General features: G+C 70.4%; 15 protein-coding genes and 2 pseudogenes. 7 read left to right on the top strand and 10 right to left on the bottom strand.

Going from position 1 to position 17,849, the window contains the following annotated elements; all coding sequences use genetic code 11:
- Positions 1-263: 263 nt before the first annotated feature.
- Together ACF1BE_RS28995 and ACF1BE_RS28990 are read left to right on the top strand one after the other, a co-directional pair.
- A pseudogene (locus ACF1BE_RS28995) lies at positions 264-771 on the top strand (alcohol dehydrogenase catalytic domain-containing protein); the annotation flags it as partial.
- Between the two features lie 616 nt (positions 772-1,387).
- The gene (locus ACF1BE_RS28990; protein ID WP_392201959.1) at positions 1,388-2,215 is read left to right on the top strand and encodes an alpha/beta fold hydrolase; all 828 of its coding nucleotides are present in this window, start codon (positions 1,388-1,390) and stop codon (positions 2,213-2,215) included.
- A 470-nt stretch (positions 2,216-2,685) separates the two neighbouring features.
- On the opposite strand, the pseudogene ACF1BE_RS28985 reads toward ACF1BE_RS28990, so the two are convergent.
- Positions 2,686-3,132: pseudogene (locus ACF1BE_RS28985) on the bottom strand (alpha/beta fold hydrolase); the annotation flags it as partial.
- Entirely contained in the window at positions 3,129-3,386 is a 258-nt protein-coding gene (locus ACF1BE_RS28980) for a hypothetical protein (protein ID WP_392201958.1), read from the bottom strand. The pseudogene ACF1BE_RS28985 and the gene ACF1BE_RS28980, both read right to left, overlap by 4 nt.
- A 396-nt stretch (positions 3,387-3,782) precedes the next feature.
- On the opposite strand from ACF1BE_RS28980, the gene ACF1BE_RS28975 reads away from it, so the two are divergent.
- The 3 genes from ACF1BE_RS28975 (at position 3,783) to ACF1BE_RS28965 (ending at position 7,439) form a co-directional block, all read left to right on the top strand.
- Positions 3,783-4,511: an SDR family oxidoreductase gene (locus ACF1BE_RS28975; RefSeq protein ID WP_392201957.1), complete on the top strand. Its 729-nt coding sequence runs from the start codon at positions 3,783-3,785 to the stop codon at positions 4,509-4,511.
- Between the two features lie 1,018 nt (positions 4,512-5,529).
- Entirely contained in the window at positions 5,530-6,543 is a 1,014-nt protein-coding gene (locus tag ACF1BE_RS28970; protein ID WP_392201956.1) for an SPFH domain-containing protein, read from the top strand.
- Positions 6,540-7,439: a hypothetical protein gene (locus tag ACF1BE_RS28965; protein WP_392201955.1), complete on the top strand. Its 900-nt coding sequence runs from the start codon at positions 6,540-6,542 to the stop codon at positions 7,437-7,439. The genes ACF1BE_RS28970 and ACF1BE_RS28965 overlap by 4 nt, the downstream gene beginning before the upstream one ends.
- Before the next feature lie 21 nt (positions 7,440-7,460).
- Here the strand turns inward: ACF1BE_RS28965 and ACF1BE_RS28960 are convergent, their stop codons facing one another.
- Entirely contained in the window at positions 7,461-7,676 is a 216-nt protein-coding gene (locus tag ACF1BE_RS28960) for a hypothetical protein (RefSeq protein WP_392201954.1), read from the bottom strand.
- Positions 7,677-7,716: 40 nt separating this feature from the next.
- Complete coding sequence (locus ACF1BE_RS28955; protein WP_392201953.1) at positions 7,717-7,842, bottom strand: hypothetical protein; 126 nt, start codon at positions 7,840-7,842, stop codon at positions 7,717-7,719.
- Between the two features lie 268 nt (positions 7,843-8,110).
- Here ACF1BE_RS28955 and ACF1BE_RS28950 point away from each other — a divergent pair, with 268 nt between their 5' ends.
- Positions 8,111-8,497: a helix-turn-helix transcriptional regulator gene (locus ACF1BE_RS28950; protein WP_392201952.1), complete on the top strand. Its 387-nt coding sequence runs from the start codon at positions 8,111-8,113 to the stop codon at positions 8,495-8,497.
- Here ACF1BE_RS28950 and ACF1BE_RS28945 read toward each other — a convergent pair.
- The 4 genes from ACF1BE_RS28945 to ACF1BE_RS28930 all read right to left on the bottom strand — a co-directional run bounded on the left by ACF1BE_RS28945 (position 8,439) and on the right by ACF1BE_RS28930 (position 14,177).
- Positions 8,439-8,663: a hypothetical protein gene (locus ACF1BE_RS28945; protein ID WP_392202009.1), complete on the bottom strand. Its 225-nt coding sequence runs from the start codon at positions 8,661-8,663 to the stop codon at positions 8,439-8,441. The two genes, ACF1BE_RS28950 and ACF1BE_RS28945, sit on opposite strands and share 59 nt — an antisense overlap.
- Positions 8,576-8,878, bottom strand: a complete 303-nt coding sequence (locus ACF1BE_RS28940) for a hypothetical protein (RefSeq protein ID WP_392201951.1) — start codon at positions 8,876-8,878, stop codon at positions 8,576-8,578. The genes ACF1BE_RS28945 and ACF1BE_RS28940 overlap by 88 nt, the downstream gene beginning before the upstream one ends.
- Positions 8,879-8,956: 78 nt before the next feature.
- On the bottom strand, positions 8,957-9,418 hold the full coding sequence (locus tag ACF1BE_RS28935) for a hypothetical protein (protein WP_392201950.1): 462 nt from the start codon (positions 9,416-9,418) through the stop codon (positions 8,957-8,959).
- A gap of 31 nt (positions 9,419-9,449) precedes the next feature.
- Positions 9,450-14,177 carry an RHS repeat-associated core domain-containing protein gene (locus tag ACF1BE_RS28930; protein WP_392201949.1) on the bottom strand — a complete coding sequence of 1,576 codons (4,728 nt, stop codon included), beginning with the start codon at positions 14,175-14,177 and terminating at the stop codon, positions 9,450-9,452.
- A gap of 313 nt (positions 14,178-14,490) precedes the next feature.
- Here ACF1BE_RS28930 and ACF1BE_RS28925 point away from each other — a divergent pair, with 313 nt between their 5' ends.
- On the top strand, positions 14,491-14,652 hold the full coding sequence (locus ACF1BE_RS28925) for a hypothetical protein (RefSeq protein ID WP_392201948.1): 162 nt from the start codon (positions 14,491-14,493) through the stop codon (positions 14,650-14,652).
- A 359-nt stretch (positions 14,653-15,011) separates the two neighbouring features.
- On the opposite strand, the gene ACF1BE_RS28920 is transcribed toward ACF1BE_RS28925, so the two are convergent.
- Together ACF1BE_RS28920 and ACF1BE_RS28915 are read right to left on the bottom strand one after the other, a co-directional pair.
- The gene (locus ACF1BE_RS28920; protein ID WP_392201947.1) at positions 15,012-15,470 is read right to left on the bottom strand and encodes a cytochrome d ubiquinol oxidase subunit II; all 459 of its coding nucleotides are present in this window, start codon (positions 15,468-15,470) and stop codon (positions 15,012-15,014) included.
- Positions 15,471-15,523: 53 nt separating this feature from the next.
- Entirely contained in the window at positions 15,524-16,927 is a 1,404-nt protein-coding gene (locus tag ACF1BE_RS28915) for a cytochrome ubiquinol oxidase subunit I (RefSeq protein WP_392202003.1), read from the bottom strand.
- Positions 16,928-17,849 lie beyond the last annotated feature (922 nt).

Below are 17,849 nucleotides of genomic sequence, written 5' to 3'. Positions count from 1 at the left end.
CCACTTCTTCCTCCGTTGTCACACCCCCCTCATCTCCAGCATGGGGCCCGATCCGGATGCCTGCATGCCCTGTGATCGAAAGCTGGAGACCGGGCCGGAACGGTGTGAGCGAAATGGGCGAACACCCGGGAATGGCTTCCCAGTTGCTCATCAGCGTTCAGCGATGGCACCTCGCCGAAGCAGTGGTGCGTCTCCTTCGGTCCGGTCGTCCGGGTGACCCGAGGCACGACGTGGCCACCCGCTCCCAGCTCCAGACCCTCACCATGCTCGCCGGCCGCTTCCACCTGGGCAGCAAGAAGTTCGCCGTGCGCCGTGGAAGAGGTCCCCATTCCCGTGCCGGGCCCTGGCGGGGTCCTCATCGAGGTCAAGGCCGCCGGCGTCTGCCTGTCGGACGTCCACCTCATCGACGGCTCCCTCGTCCCGCTGTTCGCCACCTCCGACACGGTCACCGTCGGCCACGAGGTCTCCGGTGTGATCCACACGCTGGGATCCGGCCTCAAACGCGGTCTGCCCGTCGGCACCCGCGTCACCCCGGAGGCCGGCAGGACCTGCGGCCAGTGCGCCGGCTGCGTGCGCCACCGCCCCTGCACCCAGATGCTCACCGCCGGCATCGACTACGACGGCGGCTGGGCCGAGTACGTGACCGCCCGCGAGGACACGCTCATCCCCCTCCCCGACAGCCTCTCCTTCGACCAGGCCGCGATCATCCCCGACGCGGTCTCGACCCCCTACGCCGCCGTCGTCGCCACTGCGCCCGCGATGCGGTGCGGTGGTGGAACGCAGGCCGACCGAAGGGCTGCGCACCGAGATCAAGGCAGGTCCGCGAGGTACAGGTGCGGCGGAACGCGGAAGTTCGACTATTCCTCAGTAGTGCCTGACGGACAGGACCCCTTCCAGGCCATCGCCCAGGACATGCTGGCCGCTGGAATCGGCAGCACGGGCATGATCGACGCCGCTGAGAGCTACTTGTTCGAAGCCGGCGAAGTCGTGAACTTCGCCATCACCTGGATCGAGGAGAAGCCGGGCAGAGCCCGGTAGTCCGGCGGTCGTGTTCGGCGATGGGCCGTTTCACTCGCGATGCCCCTGACGCGGCGGGTGCCGTGCTGGGGGCCGTCATGTCGATGATGTCCGGTATACGAATACGCCGCCGTACTGACTGGGTGAAGGCCGCACGTCAGTCACGGGCGGGCGGTTTCGGCGCGGGGGGTGACGGCGGCAGCGCCGGAGACCGATCAGCCAGCACCACCCCCTCACGTAGGCCATCTGGCAGTCGACGCTTGCGCCCGGTGCGGGCATGCGTTCGGCTGGCAAGCGGATGCCCGAGCATCCCTCTCTCTTCCGCCCGGCCTGCCCAGATACCGGCCGGAGCTGCACCGACGGAGGCCTCATGCCCATCTGCACCACCCGCGACGGCGTCGAGATCTTCTACAAGGACTGGGGCCAGGGGCGCCCCGTGGTATTCATCCACGGCTGGCCGCTCAACGGCGACGCCTGGCAGGACCAGCTCAAGGCCGTTGTCGACGCCGGATACCGCGGAATCGCGCACGACCGCCGCGGCCACGGACACTCCACGCCCGTCTGGGACGGCTACGACTTCGACACCTTCGCCGACGACCTCAACGACCTGCTCACCCACCTCGACCTGCGAAACGTCACCCTGGTCGCGCACTCCATGGGTGGCGGCGAACTCGCGCGCTACATCGGCCGACACGGCACCGGGCGGCTGCGCTCGGCGGTACTGCTGTCCGCCATCCCGCCGGTGATGATCAAATCTGACAAAAATCCCGAGGGTGTTCCGGAGGAGGTGTTCGACGCACTCAAGAACGGCGTCCTCACTGAGCACTCCCAGTTCTGGAAGGACACTGCGGAGGGCTTCTTCTCCGCCAACCGCCCCGGCAACAGAGTCACCCAGGGCAACAAGGACGCCTTCTGGTACATGGCGATGGCGCAGACCATCGAAGGCGGCGTGCGATGCGTGGACGCCTTCGGTTACACCGACTTCACCGAAGACCTGAAGAAATTCGACATCCCCACCCTCGTGGTGCACGGCGACGACGACCAAGTCGTGCCCATCGACGCCACCGGCCGCAAGTCCGCCCAGATCATCCCGAACGCCGAGCTGAAGGTGTACGAGGGCAGCTCCCACGGCATCGCGATGGTGCCGGGCGACAAGGAGAAGTTCAACCGGGACCTGTTGGAATTCCTCAACAAGTAGAACCTGGACGTCGAGGACGAGCAGGTGTGGGTCTCTCGGGGTGCTGCGGGGCCCACTGTCGGACGCGTTATCGTTCGGTTCCCCGGCGCGCGGGGCGGTGCAGCGGCTGGCGCTGATGGCCTCGGTGAGGTCGCTGCCCGGCGTCCGATAGCCGCTCGCTGCTCCCTGTGTCTGCCGGCAAAAGCCTGGCCGTGGCCACGAAGGGGACGACGCGGTCGACGGACGGGGCCGGGCCGTCCCCGAACAGCGGCGTGGCCGAAGTAGTCGGCGTCATCGTCCTTCGACGGGGACAAGCCTCAGCGACCGCTGTTCTCCGATCGCCACCGGCGACCCAGGAGGACGACGACCGAACCTGCGGCCACCGACAGAGCGGCTACGCTGCCGAGGGTAACGGCGCGGGTGGTCTGTCGCCCTGAGCCGGTGTTCGCGAGGGTCGCGCCGCAAGGATCGGCCGCGGTCGTCGTGGTGCCGGTGGCCTGGGAGGCCTGCTCGATCAGGCGGGTGACCGCGCCCGGCTGGGACACCGCGACGGCGTGTGCGCATGGGCGCGCTGGGCCATGAAGCGCTGTGAGGCCGGCGGGATGTTGCGGTCCTCGGTCGTGATCAGAGTCCAGGAGGGGATGGTCTTCCAGGCGGCCCTGGTGGCCTTCTCCTCCAGGGCCGAGGCGGCCACGGGACGCTGGGTGGCGGCCATCAGGTCGGTCACCGACCTGGGCACGTCGGCGGCGAACTGGTCGTGGACCAACGCCTTGACATGGGCGTCACCAACGGCAGCTTCGCTGATCACGGCGCCGCCGTAGGGGCGGGTTCGCCGGAGCGATGACGGGATACCCCGCCTGCTGCAGGCGCGTGATCACCCCGTTCCAGCTGGACCCGTCGGCGAAGGCACCGTGTACCAGCACGATGGTGGGCTTCATGCCGCCTGCGCCGCCTTCCGCTGAAGCCGGTGCCGCCGGGACCACGCTGGCTGTGGCGTCGCCCGGTACCACCCGAAGCTGCCCCGCAGAGCGGCGGGCTGGTGGGCGAGCATGCGGACGTAGTGGTCGACGACGTGATCGGGAAGTCTTCGTGCGGCCTTGGTGGCGAACTGCCAGCCGGAAGGGATGCCTTCGCGTCCCCGGACGCGTTCTTCGTTCACGTCGGTGAGCCGGTTGACGGGGATGTGCCACAACCACGCAGCGGTCGTGCCAGGGCCGCTGTGGGCCCGGTCGCGGCCCCACCCCCGGCTCGCCGGCGCCCCTTCCCGCAGGTGGCCGACGGGCGTGGCCCAACTCGACCGGTCAGCGCTTCCGGTTGCGGCGCGTGGCGCCGAGCCGCCTTCGGTGAGCAGCGCTACGGCACACTCGGCATCGCTCGCGCGGACTCCTCTTCTGGGGCATGTCGATCGGGATCGAGGACGCCACGGCACGTGACGGCCGTACAGGCCGGGCCCCGCTCGACGAGACGGTCACCTTCGTCGACGGTATCTGACGCCGCGCCCTCCTCAGTCGATTGAGGTGCATGTTGCCGCACTCCCACGGTGCCTGTATGCCATATTTGCCCACATAATTTCGAGGAAAGGCACCCTATGAAGATCGCAGTCATCGGCGGTACCGGGCTGATCGGATCGCAGGTCGTCACTGATCTGAACGCCGCCGGGCACAAGGCGGTACCCCACTCGAAGTCCACCGGGGTCGACGTCATCAGCGGCCAGGGACTGGAGGAGGCGGTGGCGGGAGCCGACGTCGTCGTCAACCTGACGAACTCCCCGACGTTCGACGAAGCCTCCCCGGCCTTCTTCCAGACCTCGATGGACAAGCTCCTGGCTGCGGCCCACAAGGGCGGCGTCGGTCACTTCGTCATCCTCTCGATCGTCGGGGCGGACCAGGTGCCGGAGCTGGACTACTACAAGGCCAAGGTGCTCCAGGAGCAGATCCTCGCGGCCGGGCCGGTCCCCTACTCGATCGTCCGGGCGACACAGTTCATGGAGTTCATGGACGCCGTCATGTCCTGGACCGCTGACGTCGACACCGTCCGGTTGCCCGCCACGCCGATCCAGCCGATCGCCGCCAAGGACGTGGCCGACGCGGTGGCACAGGTTGCCGCAGGCGCCCCGCTGAACAGCATTCGCATCATCGCCGGCCCCGAGATCTTCTCCCTGGACGAGCTGGGCCGCATCACCCTGGCCCACAAGGGCGACAACCGCACGGTCGTCACCGACCCCACCGCCGGCATGTTCGCCGCCGTCAGGGGCGACGTCCTCACCGACGAGCACGCCCACCTCGCCCCCACCCGCTACACCGACTGGCTCTCCTGACCCGCTCGCCCTCTGAGGTGCGCAACCCGCAAAAGAGCCACCCCGTCGCCCACCTCGCCAACCGCCCGCCTCGCGGGCCGCCTTCCGCATCGGCGGTGCGGCGCGGCTCTCGGGTGGGACCTGCCGGTCGACGTCGCATCATTCGACCGCAGACGCACAGCGTTGGACGCGCCGGTACCGGTGGGCGGCCTGGGATTTCCGTTTTCCGTCCACGAGTGTCACACGTACCCCGTCGATCCTGACCGGACTCGGAGGCTGATCCCCGGAGATCGTCTTAGCTCTCGGTCTCTTCTCCGTCTCCGTCTCCGTCTCCGTCTCCGTCGGAGGGGGTGTCACTTGCACATGGCCCGTCCCGGGCGGCCTCTGGGTCCGATCGCCGAGAACCTGTCTCTGCCAGTGTTCGTTTTCTACACTGCTTCGGGTACTGCCCGATCTCATGTCCGCATGCTGTTGGTTCTCGTGAACAGAGCCACGGGAATCTCAACACGGCGCAGGCACTGACCGCATCCTCCCCGCCGGTGCCGACGCGGGGGTCCCGAACCTGACGGGGGGGATGTGCTCACCTTTTGAGCGGGCCCACCGGAGCGGGTCCCGGTCGCCGGTCATCCACGGTGGGCATCCCGATGGCCCGACAGACCGGCCACCTCGTCGACCAAGGGCTGGACCCGGCAAGGGATGACCGCGCTCAGCGCGATGACTGTCGCGCTGCGGGCCACCCGGTTGATCCGGGAGGGTAGCGGATCCGCGTGCACGGAACCGACGGGTATGTCGAGGTCCTGTCCTGACCGGCCGTACCGCGGGTTCGTCCGTGGCTCCGGCCGGGTGACGCCGGGCCGTCGACGGCGACCCGCGCGGGGCGCGGGCGGGCTGTCCCGTCCGCGCACCGCACCCGGCCGCCTCGGTCGGGCACCGGTGTCCGTCCGTCACCTGGGCTCGGCGACACATCCCCCTTCTCGTCTACTTGACGACATCAACGCCTCTGGTTATCGTCGCATTGACGAAATCGAGGGGGTCCACCATGGCCGACATCACCCGGCGCTTCGGCTGGCGCCATCTGCGCTCCGCGCCCACCGCACACATCCGCCACCACCACCGCGGCCGGCTCGTCCACGACGGCCGGGGCCTCAGCTTCTGGTACCGGTCACTGTCGGCGGCGCTCTCCGAAGTACCGGTCGACGACCGGGAACTGGCCATGGCGTTCCACGCCCGTACGGCCGACTTCCAGGACGTCACCGTGCAGGCCACCGTGACGTACCGGATCAGCGACCCGGCCGAGGCGGCGAACCGGCTCGACTTCTCCGTCGACCCGGACAGCGGGAACTGGCGCGGCACACCGTTGGAGCAGATCGCCACCCTCCTCACCGAGACCGCGCAGCAGCACACGCTGGACGTACTGGCCCGGACCCCGCTGGCCGTCGCGCTGGTGGACGGCGTCGCCTCCGTGCGGGACCGGGTCGCCGCCGGTCTCGCCGCCGAGCCCCGCCTGCCGGCCACCGGCATCGACGTGGTGGCCGTTCGCGTCGTCGCGATCCGGCCCGAGGCCGAGGTGGAGCGCGCCCTGCGCACCCCGGCCCGCGAGCAGATCCAGCAGGAGGCGGACCGGGCCACCTACGAGCGGCGGGCCGTCGCCGTCGAACGTGAGCGTGCCATCGCCGAGAACGAGCTGGCCAGCCAGATCGAACTGGCCCGGCGCGAGGAGCAGTTGGTCGACCAACGCGGCACCAACGCGCGGCGCGAGGCAGAGGAGGAGGCGGCGGCCGACGGCGTACGCACCGAGGCCGAGGCGGCCCGCACGGTGCGCCTGGCCCGCGCGGAGGCCGAGGCCGCGCGCGCGACGGGCGCGGCGCGCGCCGAGGCCCAGGCCGCCTGGCTGAGGGTGCACGGTGACGTCGACCCGGTCACGCTGCACGCCCTGGCGGCGACCCGGCTGGCGGAGAACCTGCCGCGGATCGAGAGCGTCACCCTCTCCCCCGACGTGCTCACCGGCCTCCTCGCGAGGATCGGGCGTCCGGACGGCAGGGCGGACGCGTGAGCCTGGCACCGCGGGTGGTGCTCGTGCACCGCAGGACCGAGTACGAGGAACTCCTCGCCCGGCACGGCACGCACGGCCAGGCCGCGTTCTTCCTCTCCAGCCGCGGCCGCTCGATCGACGAGGTGGCCCGCCGCCACGCCGCCACCCGACAGGCACTCCGGGACGTGGCGACGGCGGTACCGCTCACCTGGCGCAGTTCCCGCGTGGAGCGAGCGGATCTGGACCGCTTCCTGTTCGCCCCGGAGGACGTGGTGGTCGTGGTCGGCCAGGACGGCCTGGTCGCCAACACCGCGAAGTACCTCTCCGGACAGCCGGTGGTGGGCATCGACACCGATCCGGGGCGCAACCCGGGGGTCCTGGTCCGGCACCGCTGCGCCGACGCGGCCGGGCTGCTGCGTGCCGCGACCGCCGCCGGGGACCGGGTGGAGGAACTGACCATGGTGGAGGCCGTCGCCGACGACACCCAGCGTCTCCTCGCGCTGAACGAGGTGTACCTGGGCCCGCCGGGCCACCAGACGGCCCGCTACCGGCTGGGCATCCGCGGCGCGGCCGACCCGGGCGAGGCCCAGGCGTCCTCCGGGGTGCTCGTCGGTACGGGCACCGGCGCCACCGGCTGGCTCCGCTCCCTGTGGCTGGAGCGCGGCAGCACCGTGCCGATGCCCGCGCCCCGCGACCCGCGGCTGCTTTGGTTCGTGCGCGAGGCATGGCCGTCGCCCGCGACCGGGACGTCCAGAGTGGCGGGCGAGCTGGGGCGCGGGCAGGCGCTGCGGCTGACCGTGGAGTCGGACCGGATGGTCGTCTTCGGGGACGGGATGGAGGCCGACGCCCTGGAACTGACCTGGGGGCAGAGCGTACAGGTGGGCATCGCGGCGTCGTCGCTGCGCCTGGTGACCTGAGCGCGCCACCTCCGGCTTCGGTCACCGGGGCTCGTAGGCGCGGGCCGGCACGGAGACCGTGACCCGGTCGAGCAGGAGGCCGCCGCCCTGCAGGACCGCAGGGCTCACGTGGCGTGCGCTCGGCGACATCCCCACCAGGTGCGGGGCCTCCGGCCCGGCCAACGCCGTAAAGTGGTCGACCTGTCCGGTGACGACCGCCCTGAAGTGGGCCTCCCTCCACATCACCGCCATGCTCATCTGGGCACGACGTTGGGCGAAGAGACAGAACCGGGCCGAGCTACAGGAACTCGCTTCGGTAGGCCGAGGCCAACTCTGCTGCGCGGCGGCGGCGCTGCGCGAGTTCGTCCTCCGACAGCTGCGGGGGCGGCGCGTCCTTGCCGGCGATGACGTCGCCGATGCGCATGAAGTACTCGTCCTGGCCGGCATGCACAGCATGCGGGCCGGCGCACCCGATGCGTTGCGGAAGTTGTGCGGCGCGTTGGCCGGGATGTTGATGGTGGACCCGGCTCCGCAACGCCCTGCTCGAACTCGCCAAAGGGCTGATCCTCGACCACTTCGACGACCGCGAGCCCACCTTCACCCCGGCGCTGGCGCAGGCGGCCAGGGACCTGGCCGATGCCCGGCTCACCGACGCCGAATTATCGCCGGCCGGGATAGCCGCGCAACTGCACGTGTCAGTGCGCACCCTGCAGCGGGCCTTCGCGAGTCTGGACGAGTCGTTCAGCGCCTACATCCGCCGCCGACGTCTGGAGGAAGCGGCCGAAGCGCTCACCGCCTCCGGATCACAGCTCAGCGTCTCAGAGGCCGCCGCGCTCTGGCATTTCACCGACAGCAGCCACTTCATCCGCGCTTTCAAGAAGCAATACCATGCGACACCAGCGCAGGTTCGCACGCCGCCCGACGTGACGACTCAGCCGGCCGCCGCCGGAGCAGCGCCGGGAGGGGGGATGCTGGGCGCGGGGACAAGGCGCCCATGCAGCGCCCAGCACACGAATCCGGTCACCGGTTGTCGCGACGGTACTCGTAGTGGTCCTTCCCTCCGACGAGGACGGAAGTGACCGACAATGGCAGGCCCTCGGCGTCGCGGGGAACCTGTTGCGAGGTCTGCCGGGTGAAAGCCAGCGACACGCCGGGGATCACCGGGTGTTCGGGATGCGAGGCGTCGACCGTCCATCCCCGCGCGGCGGCGCGGCGGAACAGTTCCGCCGCGGGTGTGCGGAACACGTCGTCCCGTCGAGCAGGACCCGGGTACCGGACACCCGGCCCTCACCGGGCCACCACAGTTCGACGGCCGTGACGGTGCGGCCGCCCTCCAGCAGGGCCTGAACGCCCACTCCGTCCAGGACCGAGGAGACTTTCGCCGAATCCCGTCCCGGCCGCCTGAGCACTCGGGGCTCGCCCCAGCCGGACATGGCCGCGATCGCCTCCTCGAGGGTCATGCCCGGGAGGATCGGTGCGACTCCGCGAGGCGGGTCGAATACAAGATCCATGGCTGCCCTCCATACCGGCCGCGCCGCTCAGATGCGGTCCGCGAGCAGAACGTAGTCGTAGTACAGGGGGTCTCCCTCCTCGTCCACCGGGTACTCGTAGCTGCTCTGATTCGCGAGGATCACCTTGAGTGCCGGCAGGGCATCGAAGCCGAGGTCGTTCTCCTCGATGGTGTGACCCCGCTCCGCCAGTTGTTCGAAGAGGTCCTCGCTCGGGGTGCGGAAGACGTCGAGCCCGTCCAGCAGCACCCGCACATCGGCGTCCTCGTTCTGGAACCGGAACAGCTCCACGCCGCTCAGCGCGCCCTTGGTGAACCCGAGCACGATGTTCAGCCGTGACTCGTCGTGCGTGAGGCCGATCTGCCCCGGTTCCTCGTCGATCGAGACGGCCCGGAAGAGACCCCACGCCTCCACTGCGGCACGCGCTTCCTCGACCGACATACCGAGCCGGAAACGCCCGACACCCACATGCGGCAGAAGCTCCAGTTCCATACTCACTCCCTTGATCACGCGCCCCAGGCCCTCACGCCAGCAGGGCGTTCTCGTCAATGGTCCATCCTCGCTTCGTGAGCATGGCCTGGAGGGGCTTGTTGTGCTTCAGGCTGTTCACCATCTCCTCGATGTGCTGATCGTACTTACCGGGGAACCGTCGCTTGATGTCGTCGATGTCCATACGCATGGCGTCGGTGATGCGCCCCTGGTTGATCAGCTCACGCTGGTACTGCTGCCACGCCTGGGACTCCAACGAGTATCCCGTGCTGTAGAGCTTCTCGTGGTCGCCCCGCTCCATGCGGATGGCCGGGCCGTTGTTGACCTTCTGCTTCTTGTGGGGCTTGTTCGCGAAGTAGAACCCGGGCTCGATGACGTCCTTGTAGGCCGACTTGGCCGGGATGTGGTTGACCTCCATGCTCTGCGGATACTGCTGGCCGTTCGCCATCCGGTTCGCCGGCAGCAGCCCCCCGTACCACCCCGCCTCCTGTGTGCACCCCTTGGCGACCAGACCCTCGGGGTCCATCCACGTGCAGGGGTTGACGACGTACGCGGCGGGGTTGGGCGCGGGCACGAGGCCCAGTGGGTCCGCCGACACATAGCGGGCCGTCTCGGGGTCGTAGTGCCGGTTCAGGTTGTAGTGCAGGCCCGTCTCCGGGTCGGCGTACTGGCCGGGGAAGCGCAGCGGCGTGTGAGCCCGGGCGTCGCGGTTGCGGGCGGTGATGCCCCAGACCGTGGAGCGCTTGTGCCAGGCGATGTCGCCCTGTTCGTCGACGAGTTCGGTCGGGGTGCCGATGACGTCCGTGACGATGGCGAAGAACCGGCTGTCGACCTCCTGCTGCCCGGCGTCGTCCGGCAGTCTGCGCTCCAGCTGGGACATCGGCTGCGGACCCTCGTACTCCCAGGTCAGCGTCACACCGGTCATGGTGTCCGTCTCCTCGGCCAGCTGGGTGCCGTCCCAGGCGAAGCGGACCGTGGCCGCCACGCCGTGCCCGTCCGCACTCATGCGGTGCTTGGCGGTGCGGCGGCCCAGCGCGTCGTACGTGTAGCGCCACACGGTGCCGTCCGGGGTGGTGCAGGAGACCAGGCGGTCCTCGGCGTCCCAGGCGTAGCGCCAGGTGTCGGGCTTGCGGGACAGACGTCGCTTCTGCCGCAGCACGACCCGTCCGGCGTCGTCGTACTCGTAGCGCACGCCGTCCGTGCCGAGCAGCCGGGTCCCCTCATAGGTCCGCTCGCCGCGGCTCTCGGTGTGCGGGGCCCGGTCGGGCCAGTGGGCGTCGGTCTGGTTCCCGGTGGCGTCGTAGGCGTAGCGCTCCGACCAGTCGCCGGCGGTGACGCCGAGCGGGCGGCCCACCGGGTCGAGTTCGAACCGCCAGTCCACGCCGGCCTGCCGGTCCGTGACCCGTGTCAGGAAGCCGTCGGCGCGGTAGCTGTAGGAGCGGTCCCGGAGCGTGCCGCGGGGCGTGGCCAGCGACCGGGCCGAGAGACGGCCGTTCGTGTCCCACTGCGAGGCGAGCGTCACCGGCGCGTGCGCGGGGCCCAGGGTGCGCCGCGTCTCGCGGCCCAGCTCGTCGCGGGCGAAGCCGAGCGCGTGGCCGGCGCAGTCGACCCGCACCCGGTTGCCCGCGGTGTCGTAGGCGTACGAGGTGGTGACGCCGGTCGGTGTGGTGCGCGAGACCAGCTCTCCGTGCGGGTCGTAGCCGAACCGCATGCTGCGGCCGTCGACCGTCTCCGCGAGCAGCCGTCCCATGGCGTCGCGTTCCAGGGTGAGCGAGGAGGCCGGTGAGACGGCGGCGGTGAGCCGGTCACCACTGTCGTAGCTGTAACGGGTGAGCACGCCGTCGGCGTCCTTCTCCAGCACGTTGCCCACCGCGTCGAACGTGAACCCGATGCGCTGCCCGAGCGGGGTCGTGCGGGCGACGAGGCGGCCCGCGGCGTCGTACTCATAGCGCGTGGTGCGCCCGTCGAAGTCGGTCTCGGACTCGGTCAGGCCCGACGGGCTGTACCGGTAACTCCACGTCCTGCCCTGCGGATCGAGCACCGCGCTGATCCGCAGCTCGGTGTCGTACGTGAACTCGTACCGGGCCCCGTCCTTGCCCGTGCGGGCGGCGAGCAGGTCGAACCACGTGTACTCGAAGCGGGTCACGCCGCCCAGCGGGTCGGTGTGGGTGAGGCAGTTGCCCTCCTCGTCGTACGTCCACTGCTCGCTCGCGCCGTCGGGTGCGGTGCGCCGGGTGAGCCAGCCGTCCGCCGTCCACTCCAGCCGGGTCACGGAGCCGGCGGGGTCGACGGATTCGCGGGGCCGCCCGAAGGCGTCGCGGCGTACCGTGTACGTGGCGCCGTGCCCGTGGGAGACCGAGAGGGCCAGGCCCGCTTGGTCGTTGACGCGCGTCTCCGTCTCGCCGGTCGGGAACGTGACCGTGGCCGGGGCGCCCGCCGCGTCGTGGGTGATCGTCGTCGAGGTCCCATCCGGCGCGATGACCGCGGTGCGGTTGCCCCGCTCGTCGAAAACGTTCCGCCACACGGCGCCGTCCGGCCCGGTGATCGTCTCCGGGAGGTGCAGCGCGTTGTACGTGGTGGAGGCCTGGCGTCCGTCCGGGTAGTGGACGGTCAGGAGGTTGCCCGCGTCGTCGTACGTGAAGCGGGAGGTGTGTCCCAGCTCGTCCGTGCGGGACAGCAGGTTGTCGTAGCGGTCCCACTCGAAGGACACGGTGTTGCCGAGCGGGTCGGTCTCGCTGAGCGTCTGGCCGAGCTGGTTGAAGCGGGTGACGGTGACCGCGCCGGTGGAGTCGGTGAAGCGGGTCTCGCGGGCGGCGGTGTCGTAGGCGAACCGCGAGGACAGCGCGCCGTCGGGGCCGATCGTCTCCACGACCCGGCCGGCCGCGTCGTACACATAGCCGTAGGTGTGGCCGTTGCGGTCGGTCCACGAGGTGACGCGGTGCTCGTCATCGTAGGTGAACCGCAGGGGTACGCCGCGCGCGCCTGATGTTCCCACCAGGTCGTGGGCCTCGTCGTACGCGAACGAGGCGACCCGGACCGGGCCTTCGGGGGTCTCCAGGTCGAGGGCCGTGACCCGGGCGAGATCGGTGTCCCGGGTGACGCGGACGCGGTAGCCGCCCTCGTGCAGGAGCGTCATGGGCAGGCCCTCGTCGTCGCGGACGAGCTGCACGCCGTTGCCGTTGCGGTCCTCGATGTCGCTCAGCCAGTACAGGCCGCCCGAGGAGTACGGATTGCCGGTGAAGCGGCGGGTCAGGCCGGAGCGGACGTCGGTCGTGGCGTACGTGACCTCGCCCAGGGCCGATCGCCCGGCGAGGGCGAGGGGGATGCGTTCGCCCTCCAGCGGCAGCACCTCCTCGTCCGCCTCGCGCGGCAGGTGCGGGTAGGCGAGCAGGGAGCCGTCCGGGCGGGCCCAAACGGCGCCGGTGCCGGTCAGCTCGAGCCGCTCGTCCAGGGTGGAGGCCCAGCTCGGCCCGAAGCAGTGGCCGTAGCGGTAGCCGGATATGTGGGTGCGCCGCACCACCAGCGGGAGCACGCCGGGCAGCGCAAGATCCGTCTGGGATAGCACCATCTCGCCGCTCGCGATGTCGACCGGGTCGGACTTGCAGCGGCGCTGCGTCAGGGCGATGGCCTTCTCACGGGCGTTGTCCAGCGCCGTGCGCAGCGACGCGGGGCGCTTTCGTCCGGGTCCGTCGGACCGTCCGTGCCCGCCGTCGCCGGCACCTCCCTTCTTGCCGCCGGTGATGGCGTTGACCCGGTCGCGGACGTCGAGGTCGATGCCCTTGTGCAGGCGGGAGGTGGCCTTGACCCGGTCCGGGAGGGTCTCGGTGACATGCTTGCTGATCTTGACGAGGGCCTTCTCGGAGCCCTTCAGGGCGCCTTCCAGAACGGATTCGAAGGCCTTGGTGAAGGGGTCCCTGCCGCGGGTGCGGCCGAAGGCGCCCTTGGCCTTCGTCAGCGAGCCCGAGGTGGACCGGTGCAGTTCGCCGCCGTGGAAGGAGACCTTGCCGGCGCCGTCCTCGAACTCGACGTGGTCGATGACGGTCCGCTTGCCCCCTCCGGCGCCGGCGCCGGAGGCGCCGTCACCGGCGGAGGCCAGCTGCATACCGCCGCCGTGCTTGCCCCCGCCGCCGGACCCACCGGATCCTCCGGAGCCGCCCGGCTGGCCGTCACCCGGCTCCGGGGGCAGCGAGAAGGCACCGTCCACCAGGTCGAAGACCATGTCCTCGACCATGGCCTCCAGCTTGGCGTTGACCGGCTCGGTCACCCGGGCCATCAGCTCGTCCACGATCCGGTCGACGGCCTCGTCGATGATCCGCTTGACCGCCTGCCGCATCGCCGCGGTCTCGGCGGCCCCGATCACGGCCGACAGGCCACCGGTGACGAAGGCCAGTCCCACCGAGATGCCCAACGAGGCGGCCATGGCACCGAGTTCGATCTCGGCCTTCGTCTTCATCCCGAAGATGATCTCCGCGACCACGTCGCACGCGTCCGCGAACAGCCTCGCTATCTCCGGGACCTTCTCCAGGTGCCCCGCCTTGACGTGCGACCAGTGCTTCTCCATCGCATCGACGGCCCACCCCTCCGAGGAGGACAGGATGCGGGACACCGCCTGATGCGCGTCGCCGCCGTGGTCCTCGAACTTGTCGGCGAAGTCCCGCATGGCATCGGCCATGTCGCGGTAGTCGTCCTCGTCGACATTCGGCCAGTTGATCCCGATGAAGTCCAGAATCTCGTCGGCCCATCCGGGCAGAACGTAGCCCATCCCCCGTGCGCCTTCCCGTTACCTCGAACCCGTTCGCACATGCGATCTCACCGCATGCATGATCGAACACTATTCGGCAATGGGTACACCCGTGCAAGCTTGAGGTTCCGTCAGCCCGGTGTCACCACCCGGGGCCTGGTAGGCGAACAGCGGACACCGCCGCCTGAGTACGGTCCCGGACACCCAGTTTCACCCGGTGGCAGCCCTGGTCAGTGAGGGTGAAGCCTACGCACGGCCCGTCGGGTGTCCTCCTCCCTCGCTCTCCCCCCACAGGAGTTTCACCACGCCCCGGGACATCGATCCGGGGCTGCCCGTGCAGCCCTCCCCCGGACACCCCGCCGCCGTACCGGCGCGCCCGGACCGCTCGCGCCACCTCACCCGTCGTCCGCGCACCGACGCCGCCCGCATGCGGGCCATCGCCTGGAAACTGGTGAAGCCGCCCGGCGAAGAGTGCATCAACGGCTTGGCCGACTAGGCCCGGAACCCGGCCGCCCACCACTCCGGGCACCACGACATCCCACGAGTTCCACTGTGGCCATGCACGCACGGCTGGCCCGGCCCAGCTTCCCTCAGGGGCCGGTGGCGGTGTACTCGCCACCCACCCGGCCCCGCAGTCGACCGGAGGCGACCCTGGTGTGCAGTTGCTCGGGTGCCCCTGGGTGTTGCAGGCCCGGACCTGGGCGAAGCGGGGGTCGGCGAGGCCGTCACGACGGTGGCGGGGGCGACGGCCGCCACGGTGGCCGCGCTCATGAGGTGTCGGGTCGTACCCGGCCAACTCCCGTACTACCCGCCGTCGTCACGGGTGGAGCGGGAGGATCACTCGCATGAGGCCTGCTACAGGTCGAAGCCGAGCTGTTCGACGTCGGTGAACTCCGCCATCAACTCCTGGGCGCGGCGGCGGAAGAACGGGGTGACCAGCGAAGAGATGGCGAAGCACGCGCCGAAGAGCCGGCGCTGCCACAGCTCGTTGCTGGCCTTGCGGAAGGCGAAGGCCGCACCTCGGGCGATGATGCCGAGCGCGGCGAGGGTCAGCGGCACGTAGAGAGTGGACATCACAGCGGCGAAGACCGGTGAGAAGCCGGACCACAGCAGCACGATGACGAAGATCAGCCAGACGTGGTTGGCCTCCCAGATCGGCCCGATGCTGTGCTCGATGAGCCGTCGCTGCGCGTCGCCCCGGCGGGCGCCCCCGGCGAGCAGGTCCCACACTCCGGCGCCGAAGTCGGCGCCTCCGAACAGGGCGTAACAGGTCAGCCCGACCCACATGACGGCCAGAGCGGTGTCGGCGAGCACGGGACCTCCAAGGACGTTCACGGCGCGGGCAGCGGGGGGGCGTGCGGGCCGGGTCAGACCACGGGATAGCCGCGCACGTCCGCCTCCTGCGGTGCGACTGGTACGGGGGTGCCGCGGGCCAGTCGGCGCAGCACGTACACCGTGGCGACAGTCATGGCCGCGTAGACCACGAGGACCAGCCACAGGCCCGCCATGAGTCCGGGCGCCGGGTTGACGGCGTCCCGCACGCTCATCACCCCCCAGACGATCCACGGCTGCCGGCCCAGCTCGGTGACGCTCCAGCCGCTCTCCAGCGCCACCACGGAGGCGGGTCCGGCGAGCGCGACGAGAGCGAGCAGCAGTCGGCTGCCGCGCCGGTCGAGCAAGCCGCCACCGCTGCGGCGGGTGCGCCACCAGAGCAGCAGCAGCCACAGGCCGAGCGCGAGCAGGAAGAAGCCGACGGCGACCATCAGGTCGAAGGCCCAGTGCACTCCGGTCACGGCGGGCCACTGACTGCGGGGCACCCGGTCCAGACCCTCGACCACCGTGCCCGCCCGGTAGCCGACCAGCAAGGACAGACCGTCGGGGATCTCCAGCCCGTATCGCAGACCGTTGCCGCCGGCGATCCCGCCGATGGTGAGGGGGACGTGTGAGCCCGTGCGGTAGACACCCTCGATGGCGGCCAGTTTGACCGGCTGGTAATCGGACAGGAACCGGGCTACCCAGTCGCCGACCACGATCTGGACCGGCGCGACCACTGCCCCGACGGTGAAGGGAAGAATGAATCCGGCCTTGTGGTAGGCGTCGCGGCGGCCCCGCAGCAGGGCAACCGCGTAGACGGAGGCGGTGAGGAAGGCGGCCACCATGAACGCCGCGAGGATCATGTGCACCGTCTGCGGCGGGCTGGCCGGATTGAACATGGCCGCCCACGGGTCGACGTGCACGACCTTGCCGTCGCGCAGGGTGAAGCCACGCGGCTGGTTCATCCAGGCGTTGGCGCAGACGACGAAGAAGGCGGAGGCCGTGCCCGCGATCACGATGGGAACACCGGTGAGCAGGTGCCGGCGCGGCGGCATCCGGTCCCAGGCGTACAGATAGATGCCCAGGAAGATCGCCTCGATGAAGAACGCGATGCCCTCCAGCGCGAAGGGCAACCCGATGACCTGACCGAAGCGCCCTATCAGGCCGGGCCACAGCAGTCCCATCTCGAAGCTGAGAATCGTGCCGGACACCGCACCCACCGCGAACAGCACGCCCATGGCCCGCGCCCAACGGCGCGCGAGCAGCTTCAGCGCGGGGTTGTTGCGGTGGATGCCCAGCCATTCCGCGAGCAAGGTCAGGGCAGGCAGGCCCACGCCGAGGCAGGCCACCACAATATGCCAGGCCAGCGAGAAGCCCATCTGTGCTCGCGCCGCCGACAGGTCTCCCTCTGTCGCGGCACGGGCGAAGACCAGGAGAGGCCACGAATCGGAGCCCATGGCGATGTCGTTCACGAACACTCTCCCTCGCACCCTGGAACCACCACCGCAGGTTGCCTCGGTGTCACCGTACGAGCCCGCAGCCGCACCGAAGTAACCGCCACGCATCCCGACAAACCCCCGCAGACGTCCCTGCCCCACTCACGGGTCGTCGTCAGCTGCCGTGCACCACCGGCCGGAGAGCTGCACCGGACCCGGAGTGCGGCACCGGTCAGCTGTACCTGTTCCGTTCCAGGTGCCGCCCCCTCCCCCACCCCAGGCACCGGAGGTGAAAACCACTTCCACCCCATCAGCGCCTCAGGTGTCCGGCCCTGCGCCCGGCTCCGCGCCGGCCGCCCGACCTGGAGCCTGCCCGGCGACGCCACCCGGCCACGTGCGCCCCATCGCAGCGGGCATCGCCTGTACCGACTGGCACCCCTTCGTCCCACCGGCGCGCGAGGAACCGCCATGACCGCCACCGCACGCCACCGGATCGGACTGCTCGTCCACGCGTCGATGAACACACTGGCCGTCAGCGCAACCACGGCCCACCGCACCTACATGGCCCGTCACCATGACCTGACACGCGGTCGACCGCGAGGTCGGGTGCGCGGGTGCCGGTGAGCGGATGGGCGGCCGGGTCCGCCGGCGGGTAGGAGACGGCGGAGGGAGGGCGCGACGTTGGGCAGCGCGCTCAGTGGCATCCCCGCGGCCGCGACCCAAGAGTGGCGGGCATCGCGAACGCGGAGCCCGAGGCCCCGCCCAGCGCAATGCCTCTCCAGGCGGCAACCGGTCCGGCTCCGGAAGGCCTGTTGCCAAGCTCGACAGGGCCATGCCCGGACGAGGGAGCGGCGCGAGACCGGCCGCGGCCACTCACAGGCCCAAGGCGCCTCGGCCGGCCCCGCGCCATCAGGGTGGTCAACGCGGTGCCACCATGGGAGGG

It is taken from the genome of Streptomyces sp. NPDC014991 (assembly GCF_043080665.1).
Taxonomy (GTDB): domain Bacteria; phylum Actinomycetota; class Actinomycetes; order Streptomycetales; family Streptomycetaceae; genus Streptomyces.
The sequence above is the reverse complement of the archived record's forward strand: the minus strand, read 5'-3'. Positions and strand labels throughout refer to the sequence as shown.